Origin of the sequence: Nocardia iowensis (genome assembly GCF_019222765.1) — a bacterium.
In the GTDB taxonomy this organism is placed as follows: Bacteria; Actinomycetota; Actinomycetes; order Mycobacteriales; family Mycobacteriaceae; genus Nocardia; species Nocardia iowensis.
In genome coordinates this window covers 7,838,725-7,852,316 of record NZ_CP078145.1, presented here as the reverse complement: position 1 = coordinate 7,852,316, position 13,592 = coordinate 7,838,725, and the positions used below count along the sequence as shown (strand labels likewise).

Genomic DNA, 13,592 nt, shown 5'->3' with positions numbered 1-13,592 from the left:
CGTGACCATTCAGCATCCCCCGGCCACCGACAACGCCGGAACCGAGCAACTACGCGACCGGATCGCCGAAGTACTCACCCGCGCGCGGCAGCGCACCCTCACCCTCACCGACTGCATCGACGAAGCCGAACTGGTGGCACAGCATTCGCGGTTGATGAGTCCCCTGGTGTGGGACCTCGCGCACATCGGCAATCAGGAAGAACTGTGGTTGGTTCGCGACGTGGGTGGCCGCGAGGCGGTGCGCGCCGACATCGATGAGCTGTACGACGCGTTCAAGCACGCCCGCGCGAACCGTCCCACGCTGCCGCTGCTCGACCCGACCCAGGCACGGGGATATGTCGGCACGGTGCGCGACAAGGTGTGGGATGTGCTGGACAGCAGCGATTTACGTGGCTCGCCGCTGGTCGACGGCGGGTTCGCCTTCGGCATGATCGCCCAGCACGAGCAGCAGCACGACGAGACCATGCTGGCCACTCACCAGTTGCGCACCGGCGCACCGGTGTTGTCGGCGCTCGCCGTGCCGACCACCGCATCGCCCGTCACTGGTGAAGTCGTCGTTCCCGCAGGTGAATTCACCATGGGCACGTCCACCGACCCCTGGGCACTCGACAACGAACGCCCGGCGCACCGAGTTACCTTGCCGGGCTTCGCGATCGACGCCGCGCCGGTGACCAATGACCAGTACCTCGCCTTCATCGACGACGGCGGCTACGACCGGCCCGAGCTGTGGTCCGACCGCGGTTGGGCGCACCGGAAGGAGGCGAACCTGGTCGCGCCGCAATTCTGGGAGCGCGATCCGGCCGGACGCTGGTGGCGCCGCGTCTTCGGGGTGATGACCCCGCTGCGCCCGCACCAACCCGTGGTGCACGTGTGCTGGTTCGAGGCCGAGGCCTACGCGAACTGGGCGGGCAAGCGATTGCCCACCGAGGCCGAGTGGGAAAAGGCCGCGCGCCACGACCCGGCCACCGGCGCCTCGCGCCGATTCCCTTGGGGCGACACGGAACCCGACGCCAGTACCGCGAATCTCGGCCAGCGGCACCTGGAACCGGCCGACGTGGGCGCCTATCCGGCGGGTGCGTCCCCGGCCGGTGTGCACCAGCTCATCGGCGACGTCTGGGAGTGGACCGCATCCGGTTTCGATCCATACCCGGGTTTCCGCGCGTTTCCGTACGCGGAGTACTCCGACGTCTTCTTCGGCGGTGACTATCGCGTGCTGCGCGGCGGCTCGTTCGGCACCGACCCCGTCGCCTGCCGCGGCACCTTCCGCAACTGGGACCACCCGATCCGGCGGCAGATCTTCTCGGGATTCCGGCTCGCGCGTGATCTTCTCGAAGGAGAGGGCTGATGTGCAGGCACCTCGGTTATGTCGGGCCGGTGGTGAGTGTCGGTGACCTGCTCACCGGTGGTACGCATTCGCTGCGTACCCAGGCATGGGCGCCGCGCGATATGCGCGGCGGCGGCACCGTCAACGCCGACGGATTCGGCGTCGCATGGTGGCGCGCGGTCGAATTGGACGCCCCTGGTAATCCGCTGGCCGCCAGCGCACCGTCCGGGGCTGGGGCGAACGGCAGCCTGATCGCGAGCCGGTACCGCAACGCCGCGCCCATCTGGACCGACCCGGCAGTGGAAGAAGTACTGTCGCAACTGCATTCGTCGGCCGTGCTGGGGTCGATCCGGTCCGCCACCGTGGGAATGCCGATCGAGCGGGCCGCGTGTGCGCCGTTCACGAGCGAGCGGTGGGCCTTCAGCCACAACGGCTCGGTGCCGAACTGGCGGCCGGTCGTCACTGCGGTGTCGTCCGACTTGGACACGGCCGCAACCCAGTTCGGCGCGACCAGGTTGTTCGAGACCATCCGCTTGCTCGATGCGGAATCGGCCACTGATGCCGCGATGCTGTGGGTGTTGTTGCGGCAGTTGCTCACCGCGGTGGAACCGGGCGGTTTCGTCGACTCCCCGGCGGCGGCGCTGGGCATGCTCGTGTCCGGCGTGCTGAAACACGCGCCGAACGCCCGACTGAACTTCCTGCTCGGCGACGGCGAAACCGTCTGGGCCACAACCGTGCACCACTCGCTGTCGGCGCTGGTCTCCGACACCTTCGCGGTGCTGTCCTCCGAACCCTATGACGACGACCCCGGGTGGCAGTCGATTCCCGACCGCAGCCTGGTGATCGCCCGCCCCGGCGAGCTCACCATCGATCCTTTGCCCAACGGCACGAAAGGCTCTTCACTATGACCGCACCGACGCTGGAGATCCACCTATCCGACGACGACCTCACCTCGGCGTTGCGCGCGGACGCCCGCCTCGGCCTGACCGCCGACCCGAAGTGGCTGCCGCCCAAGTGGTTCTACGACGCCCGCGGTAGTGAACTGTTCGAGCAGATCACCGAGCTCCCCGAGTACTACCCGACGCGCACCGAACGGGCACTGCTGGAGCGGGTGGTCGGCGAGATCGCCCGCGTCGCGCAGGCCGAGGTGCTGGTCGAGCTCGGCGCGGGTTCGGCCGCCAAGACCCGGCTGCTGCTGTCCGCCTTGACCGCCGAAGGCCCACTGAAGACCTATGTGCCGCAGGATGTCTCGGCGACGGCATTGCGCGCCGCGGCGGACGAGATCGCGGCCGAGTTCCCCGGGCTGGCCGTGCACGGCGTGGTCAGCGATTTCACCGACACCCTGCACAACCTGCCCGGCGGCGGCCGCCGGATGATCGCCTTCCTCGGCGGCACCATCGGCAATTTGGTCCCCGCTGAACGCGCCGAATTCCTCGGCAGCATCTACGAGGTGCTGGAACCGGGCGAGCAGCTGTTGCTCGGTGCCGGTCTGGTCATCGATCCGGCCGTGCTCGTGCCCGCCTACGACGACGCGGCCGGCGTCACCGCCGAGTTCAATCGAAATGTGCTACACGTATTGAACTCTCGACTCGGCGCCGACTTCGCCCCGGACAAATTCGAGCACATCGCCCGTTGGGACACTGACAACGAGTGGATCGAAATGCGGCTGGCGGCAACCGAAGACATGACCGTCACGGTGCGCGACCTCGACCTCACCGTGCGGTTCGCCCGCGGTGAGCAGATGCGCACCGAGATCTCGGCCAAGTTCCGGGTCGATGGCTTGACCGCGGAACTGGGCGCCGCGGGGTTCACCACCGAGCAGGTGTGGACCGATGCCGACAATCGCTTCGCGCTCGTCCTCGCGGCCCGCGACTAGGCGAGCAAGGGCGACCGGGTAGTCGCGCCGGTCACCACTGCGGCGAGCCAGTCGACCAGGGGCCGCATCGTCTCCCAGGCGGTGCGGATCTCCTTGGCGGCTCGTGGTTTGTCCAGCCAGGGCGGTGCCCCGAAGTCCTTGTTGCAGACCAGGGCCTTGTGGCGGAGCAGGTCGATCCGCGGATGGTCGGCGTCGTAGCCCTTCGGCTTGGTCTTGAGCTTTTCGCCGCCGATCGTGTAACCCGCTTCGGTCAGCTTCGCCAGAATCGCTGCCAGCTCCGGGCCGCGCACATCGTGATCGATGGTGGCGCGCAGCTGGGCGATCTGCTCGGACGAACCGCCGTAGAAACCACCAGCGACGTACAGTCCCGCCGCGCCGACCTGCACATACCAGCCGGTGCTCGGCGCAACGGACACATACGCGCCCTGGTGATCCTTGTACGGCGTCTTGTCCTTGGAAAACCGCACGTCGCGATACGGCCGGAAGATCTTGGCCGCACCGAAATCCGGCTCCAATTCGGCGGTGAGGGCGACCATCGGCGCCTTCACCGCCGATTCGTACACGTCCTTGTGTGCCGTCCAGAACGCCTTGGAGTTGTCGGCCTCGAGATCCTCGTAGAAATCCAGCCCCGCCAGCGGAAAGCCGCTGAACTCGGTCATGACTGTGCCTCGCTCATACCGAGCAATCTACGTTCTCAGGTCTCCGTTGAAGATGAGGAACCCCACCAGGAAGCCGATGATCATGCCGACGCCCGAGGTGATCGCGGCCCACTTGCCCAGCGGTTCGCCCTTATTGTGGCCGACGATGCCGAGGACGATCCCCGCAGGACCGAACAGGATGGGGCAGAACAACACCGAGATCACCGCGCAGACGAAACCGATGATCGAGAACACCTGGGTGCCCGACCGCTGCGGTTCGGTGCTGTACGGCTGATAGGACTGCTGGGGGTATTCGCCGTAGCCGGGTGGCGTCGGACCTTGTTCGCCATAGCCACCAGGTGGCGGATAGTTGTAGACGCCGCCTTGCGGATACTGCGGCGGGCTTCCCGGTGCACCCGGTTGGCCGCCGCCCGGATACTGCGGGTACTGCGGCGTTCCCCATTGCTGTTGACCGCTCGTCGGCTGATCAGGGGGCGCGCCCCACGCCTGGTGACTACCAGACGGTGCCGCAGGTTCTGCACCCCATGTGGGCTGGTTGCCCGATGGCCCGGCCGGACCACCCTCCGAAGACGGTTGGCTCATCGACGGCCCAGCAGGTCCCGAGCCCCGAGATGGCTGACTGCTCGACTCTCCCGCCGGTCCTTCGCCCCATGCGGGTTGCCCGGTGGATGGACCGGCAGGCCCCGTACCCCACGGTTGCTGCTGTCCACCCAACGGTCCGGCGGGGGCCTCGGTCGGCTGCCACCATTCACCGACCGGTGGTGGCGGTGCGGTGTACGGCTGACTCGAAGGTTCCGCCGCACCAACGCCTTTCGACAACGACGGCGCGGCACCGGAGTCTTCGCTCGGAGTCTTCGCGGACTCATCCGCTCCGGTTTCTCCGGACGACGCCGCAGCGCCGGAGTCGGGCGAGGACTTCGCGGGCTCGCTCGCCCCGGTCGCTCTCGATGACGACGGTGCCGGTGCACCGGTCTCCGCGTCCGCCGGCTCCGGCGCACCACCGGTGGGTTTCGGATCCTGTGGCGTGCTCATCGCGCCCTCCTCCGTCTCGTCCGGCGGCGCCCGTTTGCGTCCCTGGCGCATTCGCTCCGACAATGCGTGGTCGGAGGACGGACCGCGTCCGGCTGCTCCGTTATGCGTACCACGCCGGACGAGCCGTTATAGCCGATTGCGCAAGGCGGCGCGTCCGTCGCGGGGCCGCTGGTCAGAGATCCGAGTCGTCGACGATTTCTACGGCCGCCACCTCGGCGGGCCGCTCGTCCTCTGCTACTTCCTCGGCGCGCTGCTCGCGCGGGGTCGCCTCCTGGGCCAGTTCGTCCGCGATGCCAAGCCTGCCGTCGTCTTCGTTCTCGTGATAGCGAATCCGCAGGTCATCCGGCGGATCCTCGACATTGCGCTGATAGGCGCGGATCTCGTCGGCTTGGTCGTCGTCTCCCATATCTGTGTCCAACGGTTCACGGTCCATACTGTTCAGTATCCCCGCGTATCGCCACAGCTAACGGAACCAGCGCAAAGAAATGGCGGCCCGGACCGAAGCCCGAACCGCCATTTGCGCAGTCTGAAAGCTAAGCGTTCCCGTTGAAAAGGCCCGTTACCGAGCCGTTCTCGAAGACCTCGCGGATGGTGCGGGCCAGCAGCGGGGCGATGGACAGCACCGTCAGCTGCGGGAACTTCTTCTCTTCGGTGATCGGCAGCGTGTTGGTGACCACGACCTCCTTGGCGCCGCAGGCGGCGAGCCGCTCCGCGGCGGGGTCGCTCAGCACGCCGTGCGTCGCGGCGATGACCACGTCACCGGCGCCCGCGTCCTTGAGGACCTTGACCGCGCCCGCGATGGTGCCACCGGTGTCGATCATGTCGTCGATCAGGATGCAGGTGCGGCCCTCGACCTCACCGACCACGCGGTTCGCCTTGATCTGGTTGGGCACCAGCGGGTCGCGGGTCTTGTGGATGAACGCCAGCGGCGAGCCGCCGAGCGAGTCGGCCCACTTCTCGGCGACGCGCACGCGGCCGGAGTCGGGGGAGACCACGGTGATGTGGTCGAGGGTGTAGTTGTTGCGGATGTACTCGGCGAGCTGCAGCTGCGCGTGCATGTGATCGACGGGGCCGTCGAAGAAGCCCTGGATCTGGTCGGTGTGCAGGTCGACGGTGATGATGCGGTCCGCGCCCGCGGTCTTGAGCAGGTCGGCGACCAGGCGAGCCGAGATCGGTTCGCGGCCGCGGTGCTTCTTGTCCTGGCGGGCGTAGGGGTAGAACGGCAGCACGGCGGTGATCCGCTTGGCCGAACCGCGCTTGAGCGCGTCGATCATGATGAGCTGTTCCATCAACCATTGGTTCAGCGGCGCCGGGAAGCTCTGCAGCACGAACGCGTCGGAGCCGCGGACCGACTCCTCGAAGCGGACGAAGATCTCACCGTTGGCGAAGTCGCGTGCGGTCTGCGGCGTGACGTGGACGTCGAGTTCCTTGGCGACCTGCTCGGCCAGCTCAGGATGAGCGCGTCCCGAGAAGAGCATCAGGTTCTTCTGGTTGTCGATCCATGACGCGGTCACTGCTGTTTGCCATCCTTTTGCTCGATTGCCTGACCCGACATCTCTTTGGCGGCGTTGGCTTCTGCCGCCGCGCGCGCCGCGGCCGTCCCGGGACGGTGCCGTTGCACCCAGCCCTCGATGTTCTTCTGCGGCCCGCCGGATACCGCGAGTGCGCCGGGCGGAACGCTTCTGCGCAGTACAGTACCCGCCGCCGTATACGCGCCGTCACCCACCGTTACCGGTGCGACAAACATCGTGTCGCTTCCCGTTCGCACGTGTGAGCCGACAGTGGTGTGATGCTTGGTCACTCCGTCGTAGTTGACGAAAACACTGGAAGCGCCGATGTTGCTGTGCTCGCCGATCGTCGCGTCGCCGACGTAGGTCAGATGCGGCACCTTGGAGTGCGCGCCGATCGAGGCGTTCTTGGTTTCCACGAAGGCGCCGAGCTTGCCGGAATTGCCGACCACGGTGCCGGGACGCAGGTAACTGAACGGGCCGATGGCCGCGCCGGGGCCGATCATCGCGCCCTCGCCGTGGGTGCGGACAACCCGGGCACCGTCGCCGACGACCACATCGGTCAGCGTGCTGTCCGGCCCGATCTCGGCGTCCTCGCCGATCACGGTGTCGCCGAGCAGTTGCACGCCGGGGCGGAGCACGGCGTCGCGGCCGATCCGCACACTCGCGTCCACCCAGGTCGAGGCGGGATCGATGATGGTGACACCGGCGCGCATGTGCCGTTCCAGGATGTAGCGGTTGAGCCTGCTGGTGGCATTGGCCAGCTGCACCCGGTCATTGACGCCGGTGACCTTGGCCGCGTCGACCAAGCGGGCGCCGTGCACCGGATGCCCGGCCTCGTGCGCCAGCCGCAGTACGTCCGTCAGATACAGCTCGTGCTGCGCGTTCGCGGTGGACAACCGGCTGATCATGGTGCGCAGCACGGCCGCGTCGAAGGCGTACACACCCGAGTTGACCTCGGTGATCGCGGACTGCTCCGGCGTGGCGTCGGCGTGCTCGACGATCTCGACCACCTGGCCGTTGGCGTCGCGGATGATGCGCCCGTAGCCGTTCGGGTCGTCGGGCACGAAGGTCAGCACGGTGACCGCGGAACGTTCGGCGTAGCTGCGATGTTCGTCGAGCAGCGCGGACAGCGTGTGCCCGTCCAGCAGCGGCACGTCGGCGGAGGTGACCAGCAGATCGCCCTCGAAACCGACGGGCAGTGCGGCGAGTGCGCACTGCACCGCGTGACCGGTGCCGAGCTGTTCTTCCTGGATGGCCGGGGTGATCTCGCGCCCGAGGTCGGTGGCGACCGCGTTGACCGCGGCGCCGACCTGCGCACGGTCATGCCCGACCACGGTGATGAGGTATGCGGGGTCGATCTCGTTCGCCGCATGCAGCGCGTGCGCGAGCATGCTCCGACCGGCCAGCGAATGCAGCACCTTGGGGGTCTTCGACCGCATTCGCGTCCCGGCACCGGCTGCGAGAACGACGACGGCGGTCTGCTGTGGCATGGATCTCCCTCGGCTGCCTGTCATCGTGCTGGGGCTCTTGCTGTGCTGGGCGCAGATGTGCGGGCCAACGATAGTCATCGTGCTGCCGAGCTCCGCCGCCAGGACTCGAACCTGAACTATCTGAACCAAAATCAGAGGTGCTGCCATTACACCACGGCGGATTGTCACATCGGCGGATCGGGAACACCCGCCGCTGTGCCACGGCACGGGAAAGATCCTCGCATACTGGCCCGCCTCTCCGCGATTCTTGCCGGTCGTTGGTGCGTTGAGCGTGCCGTCGCGCGAGAAGATCGGGGGCGCGCCCGGGGTTGACGGGGCGTTTGACCGAGCTGTCTGGAACAGTTATGGCACCGGATGGTCGTTTGGCGAAGGGAGGCGGGTGCGATGTCGTCCAGTGAACCGCCCCGGGTGCACCGGCCGCGGATGACGGGTACCCAGCGGCGGCAGCAACTGATCGAGATCGGTCGCGCGCTGTTCGCCGAACGCGGATATGACGCGACCTCGATCGAGGAGATCGCGCAGCGCGCCCAAGTCTCCAAACCCGTGGTGTACGAACACTTCGGCGGCAAAGAGGGGTTGTACGCGGTCGTGGTCGACCGCGAGATGTCGATGCTGCTCGACATGATCGTCTCGTCGCTGACCCAGAATCGGTCCAGGGTCCGGCTCGAACAGGTCGCGCTCGCGCTGCTGACCTATATCGAGGAACGCACCGACGGCTTCCGGATCCTGGTGCGTGATCAGCCGACGGGCAATGCCGAGGGCCGCTACTCCAGCCTGCTCAACGAGGCCGTGAACCAGGTGGCGCACATCCTCGCCGGGGATTTCGAGCGTCGCGGTTTCGACACCAGCCTGGCCACCCTCTACGCCCAGGCGTTGGTCGGGCAGGTCGCGACCGCGGCCACCTGGTGGCTGGACGAGCGCAAGCCCTCGAAAGAGGTTGTCGCGGTCCACTTGGTGAATCTGTGCTGGAACGGGCTGAGTCATCTGGAGGCCGACCCGCAACTCAGCTCGGAGTGGCCCGCCGGTATCGAGGAGTGACTCGGGTTGTTAACCAGTGAATTGCGAAGTGGGTCCGGTCGAATGCTCGAATTGGCTGCCGGGCGCGCGCCTGGTGGTACGGTTCACCCATCCTTTGGGTGCTGTTCGGGCGGTAAGTCGGTCTACTTCGTGATGTCGGTCTACTTCAGGATGGCTGGTTTTTGGGATGACAGGCGGATCTGATGGCTAGGCAAGCGCGCGCGGAGATCACCCGCGACTCCGTTCTTGCGGGCGCTGCCGATGTCTTTCTGCGCTTGGGTTACGCGAACGCGAGTCTGAGCGAGATCATCGCGCAGTCCAATGTGACCAAAGGGCGCCTTGTACTTTCACTTCGGCTCGAAAGAAGAGCTGGCGCGTGCGGTGGTCGACCAGGGCAACGAGCGGCTGGTCAGCTCGTGTCAGGGTTTCTTCGATCCCCGGGTGCCCGCGCTCGAGGCGTGCATCGGCATCACCTACGTCGTGGCCGATCTATCGATGAACGATCCGATGGTCGGCGCGATGCTCAAGCTCACCCACCAGATCGGTGACTACCGCGGCGCCCAGGGCGACAATATCGCCAAGACCTGGGGCGACACTTACCGCGTTCTCTCCGAAAGGGCCATCGCCCAGGGCGATTTGCAGCCGGAGCTCGACGCCGAGGTGATCGGGATGCTGCTGCAGGAGATGACCGCGGGCGTGCACATCATCGCGGTCGGCACCGAGTCGATCGATCAGATGGCGACCCGGATGGAACGCGTCTGGTACTTCCTGCTTCCCTCGATCGTCCCCAGCGAGAAGCTCGCCTACTTCCGCGAGTTCGCGGCCCGGCGGCTGCGCCGCTACGTCCCATAGCATCCCCGGCTCGACGTGTCACCGGCGCTGGCTAGACTCGCCCCTGCCGCTCGAAACACCCGCTTGAGCTCAGGAGTTGTCATGTCGACCCATCGTCCACCGCTGGCGGGACTCGCGGCGGTAGCCGGTGCCGATGTCGCGTTGCGGACCGTCGCCGAGTTGGTCGGCAAGACCTCGATCGAGCTGGTCGCGCCGTCCGCGGTGCGCCCGTTCGTGGCCGCGACCATCGCCGCGACGCGGCCGCTGGTGGTGGTGACCGCGACCGGTCGCGAGGCGGACGATCTGTCGGTCGAGCTCGAGGAGATGCTCGGCCCCGCGGTCGCGCAGTTCCCGTCCTGGGAAACCCTGCCGCACGAGCGGTTGTCGCCCGGCGCCGACACGGTCGGGCGCCGGCTCGAGGTGCTGCGCAGGCTGGCCCACCCCGAAGACCCGGCCTTTCCCGAACCGCTGCGCGTCGTGGTGACCACCGTGCGCTCGCTCATGCAGCCGATGGCTGGTGGTCTCGGCGATATCGAGCCGATCGTGCTGCGCGTCGGCGCCGAACTCGATTTCGACGAATTGCTCACGCGCCTGGTCGAATTCGCCTACACCCGGGTCGACATGGTTGGCAAGCGCGGTGAGTTCGCGGTGCGCGGCGGCATCCTCGACCTGTTCCCGCCGACCGCCGATCATCCGGTGCGGGTGGAGTTCTGGGGCGACGAGGTCACCGAACTGCGGCCGTTCGCGGTCGCCGATCAGCGCTCGCTGGCCGAGGTGTCGGTCGATGCCGTCATCGCGCCGCCCTGTCGCGAACTGCTGCTCACCGCCGCCGTGCGGGAGCGGGCCGCCGCGGTCGCCGTCGACTACGCGGCCGACGCCGCGCTGGTCGAAATGCTGGAAAAGCTGTCCCATGGCGTCCCGGTCGACGGCATGGAAGCGCTGCTTCCGGTGCTGCAGCCCGGCGAGCTGCGGCTGCTGACCGAGGTGCTGCCCGAGGGCACCCATGTGCTGCTGTGCGATCCGGAGAAGATCCGCACCCGCGCCGCCGATCTGGTGCGCACCGGCGAGGAGTTCCTGGAGGCGTCCTGGACCGCGGCCTCGTTCGGTGCCGCCGCGCCGCTCGGCGCGCACGGTCTCGACCTGGCGGCCTCCGGTTATCGGGCGCTGCCGGTCGTGCACGCGAGCGCGGACGAGCACGAACTGCCCTGGTGGACGCTGAGCCCGCTCACCTCCGGCGCCCCGTCCGAGGTGGTGCTTCCGGTGCTGGCCGGGCCGACCGCCCGCGGCTCCGACGAACTCGTCGCGACCATCTTCGCCTCGCTGCGCGCGCACGTGGCCACCGGCGGCCGCGCCGTGGTCGTCGTTGCCGGACACGGTACGGCGCAACGCATTCTGGAACGGCTCGCCGACGCCGAGGTGCCCGCCGGATTGTTGGAACCCGGTGCCGAACCGGGCAACGGGGTGGTCGGCGTGCTGTGCGGTTCGCTGCACGACGGCCTGGTGTTCGATGACGCCGGGCTGGTGGTCGTCGCCGAATCCGACCTCACCGGCAACCGGGTCACCGCGCCCGGCGAGGGCAAGCGGCTGCCCGCCAAGCGCCGCAACCAGGTGGACCCGCTGGCGTTGAACGCGGGCGACATGGTGGTGCACGACCAGCACGGCATCGGGCGCTTCGTCGAGATGATCGAACGCACCATCGGCGGCGCGCGTCGCGAATACCTGGTGATCGAATACGCGCCAGGCAAGCGCGGCCAGCCCGGCGACCGGCTGTTCGTGCCGATGGAGTCGCTGGATCAGCTGTCGCGTTACGTCGGTGGCGAGATGCCGAGCCTGTCCAAGCTCGGCGGGTCCGACTGGGCCAATACAAAACGCAAGGCGCGCAAGGCGGTTCGGGAGATCGCCGGTGAGCTGGTGCAGCTGTACGCCGCGCGCCAGGCGGCGCCCGGCCACGCCTTCGGCCCGGACACCCCGTGGCAGCAGGAGATGGAGGACGCGTTCGCGTTCACCGAGACCGTCGACCAGATGACCGCCATCGCCGAGGTGAAGTCGGACATGGAGAAACCCGTCCCGATGGACCGGGTGGTGTGTGGCGACGTGGGCTACGGCAAGACCGAGATCGCCGTGCGCGCCGCGTTCAAGGCGGTGCAGGACGGTAAGCAGGTCGTCGTGCTGGTGCCGACAACCCTGCTGGCGCAACAACATCTGCAGACCTTCACCGAACGCGTCGCGGGTTTCCCGATCACCGTGAAGGGCCTGTCCCGATTCACCGACCCGGCCGACGCCCGCGCGGTGCTGGAGGGCATGGCCGACGGCAGCGTCGACATCGTGGTCGGCACCCACCGGCTGCTGCAGACCGGCGTGCGCTGGAAGGACCTGGGCCTGGTCGTGGTCGACGAGGAGCAGCGGTTCGGCGTCGAACACAAGGAACACATCAAGGCGCTGCGCACCCACGTGGACGTGCTGACCATGTCGGCGACGCCGATTCCGCGCACCCTGGAGATGAGCCTGGCTGGCATCCGCGAGATGTCGACCATCCTCACCCCGCCGGAGGAGCGGCATCCGGTGCTCACCTACGTCGGCGCCTATAACGACAAGCAGGTCACCGCCGCCATCCGGCGTGAACTGCTGCGCGACGGCCAGGTCTTCTATGTGCACAACCGGGTGTCCTCGATCGAAAAGGCCGCCAAGCGCATTCGCGATCTGGTGCCCGAGGCGCGGGTCGCCGTGGCGCACGGTCAGATGAACGAAGACACCCTCGAATCCACCGTGGAGGGCTTCTGGGAGCGGGAATTCGACGTGCTCGTCTGTACCACGATCATCGAGACCGGCCTCGACATCTCCAACGCGAACACCCTGATCGTGGAACGTGCTGATGCCCTTGGCCTTTCGCAGCTGCACCAGTTGCGTGGCCGGGTCGGCCGCAGCCGGGAACGCGGCTACGCCTACTTCCTGTACCCGCCGGAGAAGCCGCTCACCGAGACCGCCTACGACCGGCTGGCCACCATCGCCCAGAACTCCGACCTCGGCGCGGGCATGGCGGTGGCCATGAAGGACCTCGAAATCCGCGGTGCGGGCAACGTTCTCGGCGCCGAACAGTCCGGCCATGTCGCCGGTGTCGGCTTCGATCTCTACGTCCGCCTGGTCGGCGAGGCCGTCGAGGCCTACCGCGCCGCCGCCGACGGCAGGCCCATCACCTCCGAGGAACCCAAGGAGGTCCGCATCGACCTGCCGGTCGACGCGCACATTCCGCCCGACTACATCGCCAGCGACCGCCTGCGGCTCGAGGCGTACCGCAAACTCGCCTCCGCCCAGGAGGATTCGGCCCTCGCCTCGGTCGTCGAGGAGCTCGTCGACCGCTACGGGCCGCTGCCGGTCGAGGTGGGCAGGCTGGTCTCGGTCGCGAAACTCCGGCTGCTGGCCCGCGAATACGAGGTCACCGAAATCGCGGTCACCGGAACGACGCTCAAGGTCTCGCCGCTGCACCTGCCCGACTCGAAGCAGATGCGGCTCAAGCGGATCTACCCGAGCGCCAACTACCGTGCCGCCAGCGGGGTGATCTCGCTGCCACTGCCGCGTGTCGAAGACAGCGTCGGCGCCGAACGCGTCCGCGACGTAGTGCTCCTGCAATTCGTCGCGGATCTGCTGCTCGCCCTGGACGGAAAAGCCCAGGGCGCGGTGGATCTCACCACGGCGACCGAAGTCTCGGCCGCGCGATGAGTGGGGACCGCGACGAAGCTGTCCTGCGCGCCGCCCGGCACGCTGCCGCCAGCCAGGCAACCGGTGCTCCGGAAACCGCCGAGCCGCCCTCCGACACCGCGGTCGTGGCCGCGGGTCTGACCGGCGCCGTCGAAG

The 13,592-nt window shown here is 67.8% G+C and carries 10 protein-coding genes, 1 tRNA gene and 1 pseudogene; 6 read left to right on the top strand and 6 right to left on the bottom strand.

Annotated features, from left to right (window positions below; genetic code table 11):
* Position 1 precedes the first annotated feature (1 nt).
* The 3 genes from egtB to egtD are packed head-to-tail and all read left to right on the top strand — an operon-like array spanning position 2 to position 3,200.
* Entirely contained in the window at positions 2 to 1,345 is a 1,344-nt protein-coding gene (egtB, locus tag KV110_RS36250; protein WP_218471640.1) for an ergothioneine biosynthesis protein EgtB, read from the top strand.
* The gene (locus KV110_RS36245) at positions 1,345 to 2,232 is read left to right on the top strand and encodes a class II glutamine amidotransferase (protein ID WP_218471639.1); all 888 of its coding nucleotides are present in this window, start codon (positions 1,345 to 1,347) and stop codon (positions 2,230 to 2,232) included. Before egtB ends, KV110_RS36245 begins: the two co-directional genes overlap by 1 nt.
* Positions 2,229 to 3,200: an L-histidine N(alpha)-methyltransferase gene (egtD, locus tag KV110_RS36240; protein WP_218471638.1), complete on the top strand. Its 972-nt coding sequence runs from the start codon at positions 2,229 to 2,231 to the stop codon at positions 3,198 to 3,200. The genes KV110_RS36245 and egtD overlap by 4 nt, the downstream gene beginning before the upstream one ends.
* Here egtD and KV110_RS36235 read toward each other — a convergent pair.
* The 6 genes from KV110_RS36235 to KV110_RS36210 form a co-directional block, all read right to left on the bottom strand.
* Positions 3,197 to 3,859, bottom strand: coding sequence for a DUF2461 domain-containing protein (locus KV110_RS36235; RefSeq protein WP_218471637.1), 663 nt, complete (start codon positions 3,857 to 3,859; stop codon positions 3,197 to 3,199). The genes egtD and KV110_RS36235 overlap by 4 nt on opposite strands.
* A gap of 27 nt (positions 3,860 to 3,886) precedes the next feature.
* Entirely contained in the window at positions 3,887 to 4,891 is a 1,005-nt protein-coding gene (locus tag KV110_RS36230) for a DUF4190 domain-containing protein (protein ID WP_218471636.1), read from the bottom strand.
* 172 nt (positions 4,892 to 5,063) lie between these two features.
* On the bottom strand, positions 5,064 to 5,324 hold the full coding sequence (locus KV110_RS36225) for a hypothetical protein (RefSeq protein WP_218471635.1): 261 nt from the start codon (positions 5,322 to 5,324) through the stop codon (positions 5,064 to 5,066).
* Between the two features lie 100 nt (positions 5,325 to 5,424).
* On the bottom strand, positions 5,425 to 6,405 hold the full coding sequence (locus KV110_RS36220; protein ID WP_218471634.1) for a ribose-phosphate diphosphokinase: 981 nt from the start codon (positions 6,403 to 6,405) through the stop codon (positions 5,425 to 5,427).
* Entirely contained in the window at positions 6,402 to 7,892 is a 1,491-nt protein-coding gene (glmU, locus tag KV110_RS36215; protein ID WP_218471633.1) for a bifunctional UDP-N-acetylglucosamine diphosphorylase/glucosamine-1-phosphate N-acetyltransferase GlmU, read from the bottom strand. Before glmU ends, KV110_RS36220 begins: the two co-directional genes overlap by 4 nt.
* A 90-nt stretch (positions 7,893 to 7,982) precedes the next feature.
* A tRNA-Gln gene (locus KV110_RS36210) sits at positions 7,983 to 8,053 on the bottom strand.
* 262 nt (positions 8,054 to 8,315) lie between these two features.
* On the opposite strand from KV110_RS36210, the gene KV110_RS36205 reads away from it, so the two are divergent.
* The 3 genes and pseudogenes from KV110_RS36205 (at position 8,316) to mfd (ending at position 13,457) form a co-directional block, all read left to right on the top strand.
* On the top strand, positions 8,316 to 8,930 hold the full coding sequence (locus KV110_RS36205) for a TetR/AcrR family transcriptional regulator (protein WP_218479315.1): 615 nt from the start codon (positions 8,316 to 8,318) through the stop codon (positions 8,928 to 8,930).
* Positions 8,931 to 9,112: 182 nt separating this feature from the next.
* Positions 9,113 to 9,761: pseudogene (locus tag KV110_RS36200) on the top strand (TetR family transcriptional regulator).
* Positions 9,762 to 9,842: 81 nt separating this feature from the next.
* A complete protein-coding gene (gene mfd / locus KV110_RS36195) occupies positions 9,843 to 13,457 on the top strand; it encodes a transcription-repair coupling factor (RefSeq protein WP_218471632.1) in 3,615 nt (1,204 codons plus the stop codon).
* Positions 13,458 to 13,592 lie beyond the last annotated feature (135 nt).

What these genes read in the sequence shown, in the direction of transcription:
- KV110_RS36205 (WP_218479315.1), top strand. Translation starts at nt 8,316, where the DNA reads ATGACGGGTACCCAGCGGCGGCAGCAACTGATCGAGATCGGTCGCGCG.
- mfd (WP_218471632.1), top strand. Translation starts at nt 9,843, where the DNA reads ATGTCGACCCATCGTCCACCGCTGGCGGGACTCGCGGCGGTAGCCGGT.
- KV110_RS36225 (WP_218471635.1), bottom strand. Translation starts at nt 5,324, where the DNA reads ATGGACCGTGAACCGTTGGACACAGATATGGGAGACGACGACCAAGCC.
- KV110_RS36245 (WP_218471639.1), top strand. Translation starts at nt 1,345, where the DNA reads ATGTGCAGGCACCTCGGTTATGTCGGGCCGGTGGTGAGTGTCGGTGAC.
- glmU (WP_218471633.1), bottom strand. Translation starts at nt 7,892, where the DNA reads ATGCCACAGCAGACCGCCGTCGTCGTTCTCGCAGCCGGTGCCGGGACG.
- egtD (WP_218471638.1), top strand. Translation starts at nt 2,229, where the DNA reads ATGACCGCACCGACGCTGGAGATCCACCTATCCGACGACGACCTCACC.
- KV110_RS36230 (WP_218471636.1), bottom strand. Translation starts at nt 4,891, where the DNA reads ATGAGCACGCCACAGGATCCGAAACCCACCGGTGGTGCGCCGGAGCCG.
- KV110_RS36235 (WP_218471637.1), bottom strand. Translation starts at nt 3,859, where the DNA reads ATGACCGAGTTCAGCGGCTTTCCGCTGGCGGGGCTGGATTTCTACGAG.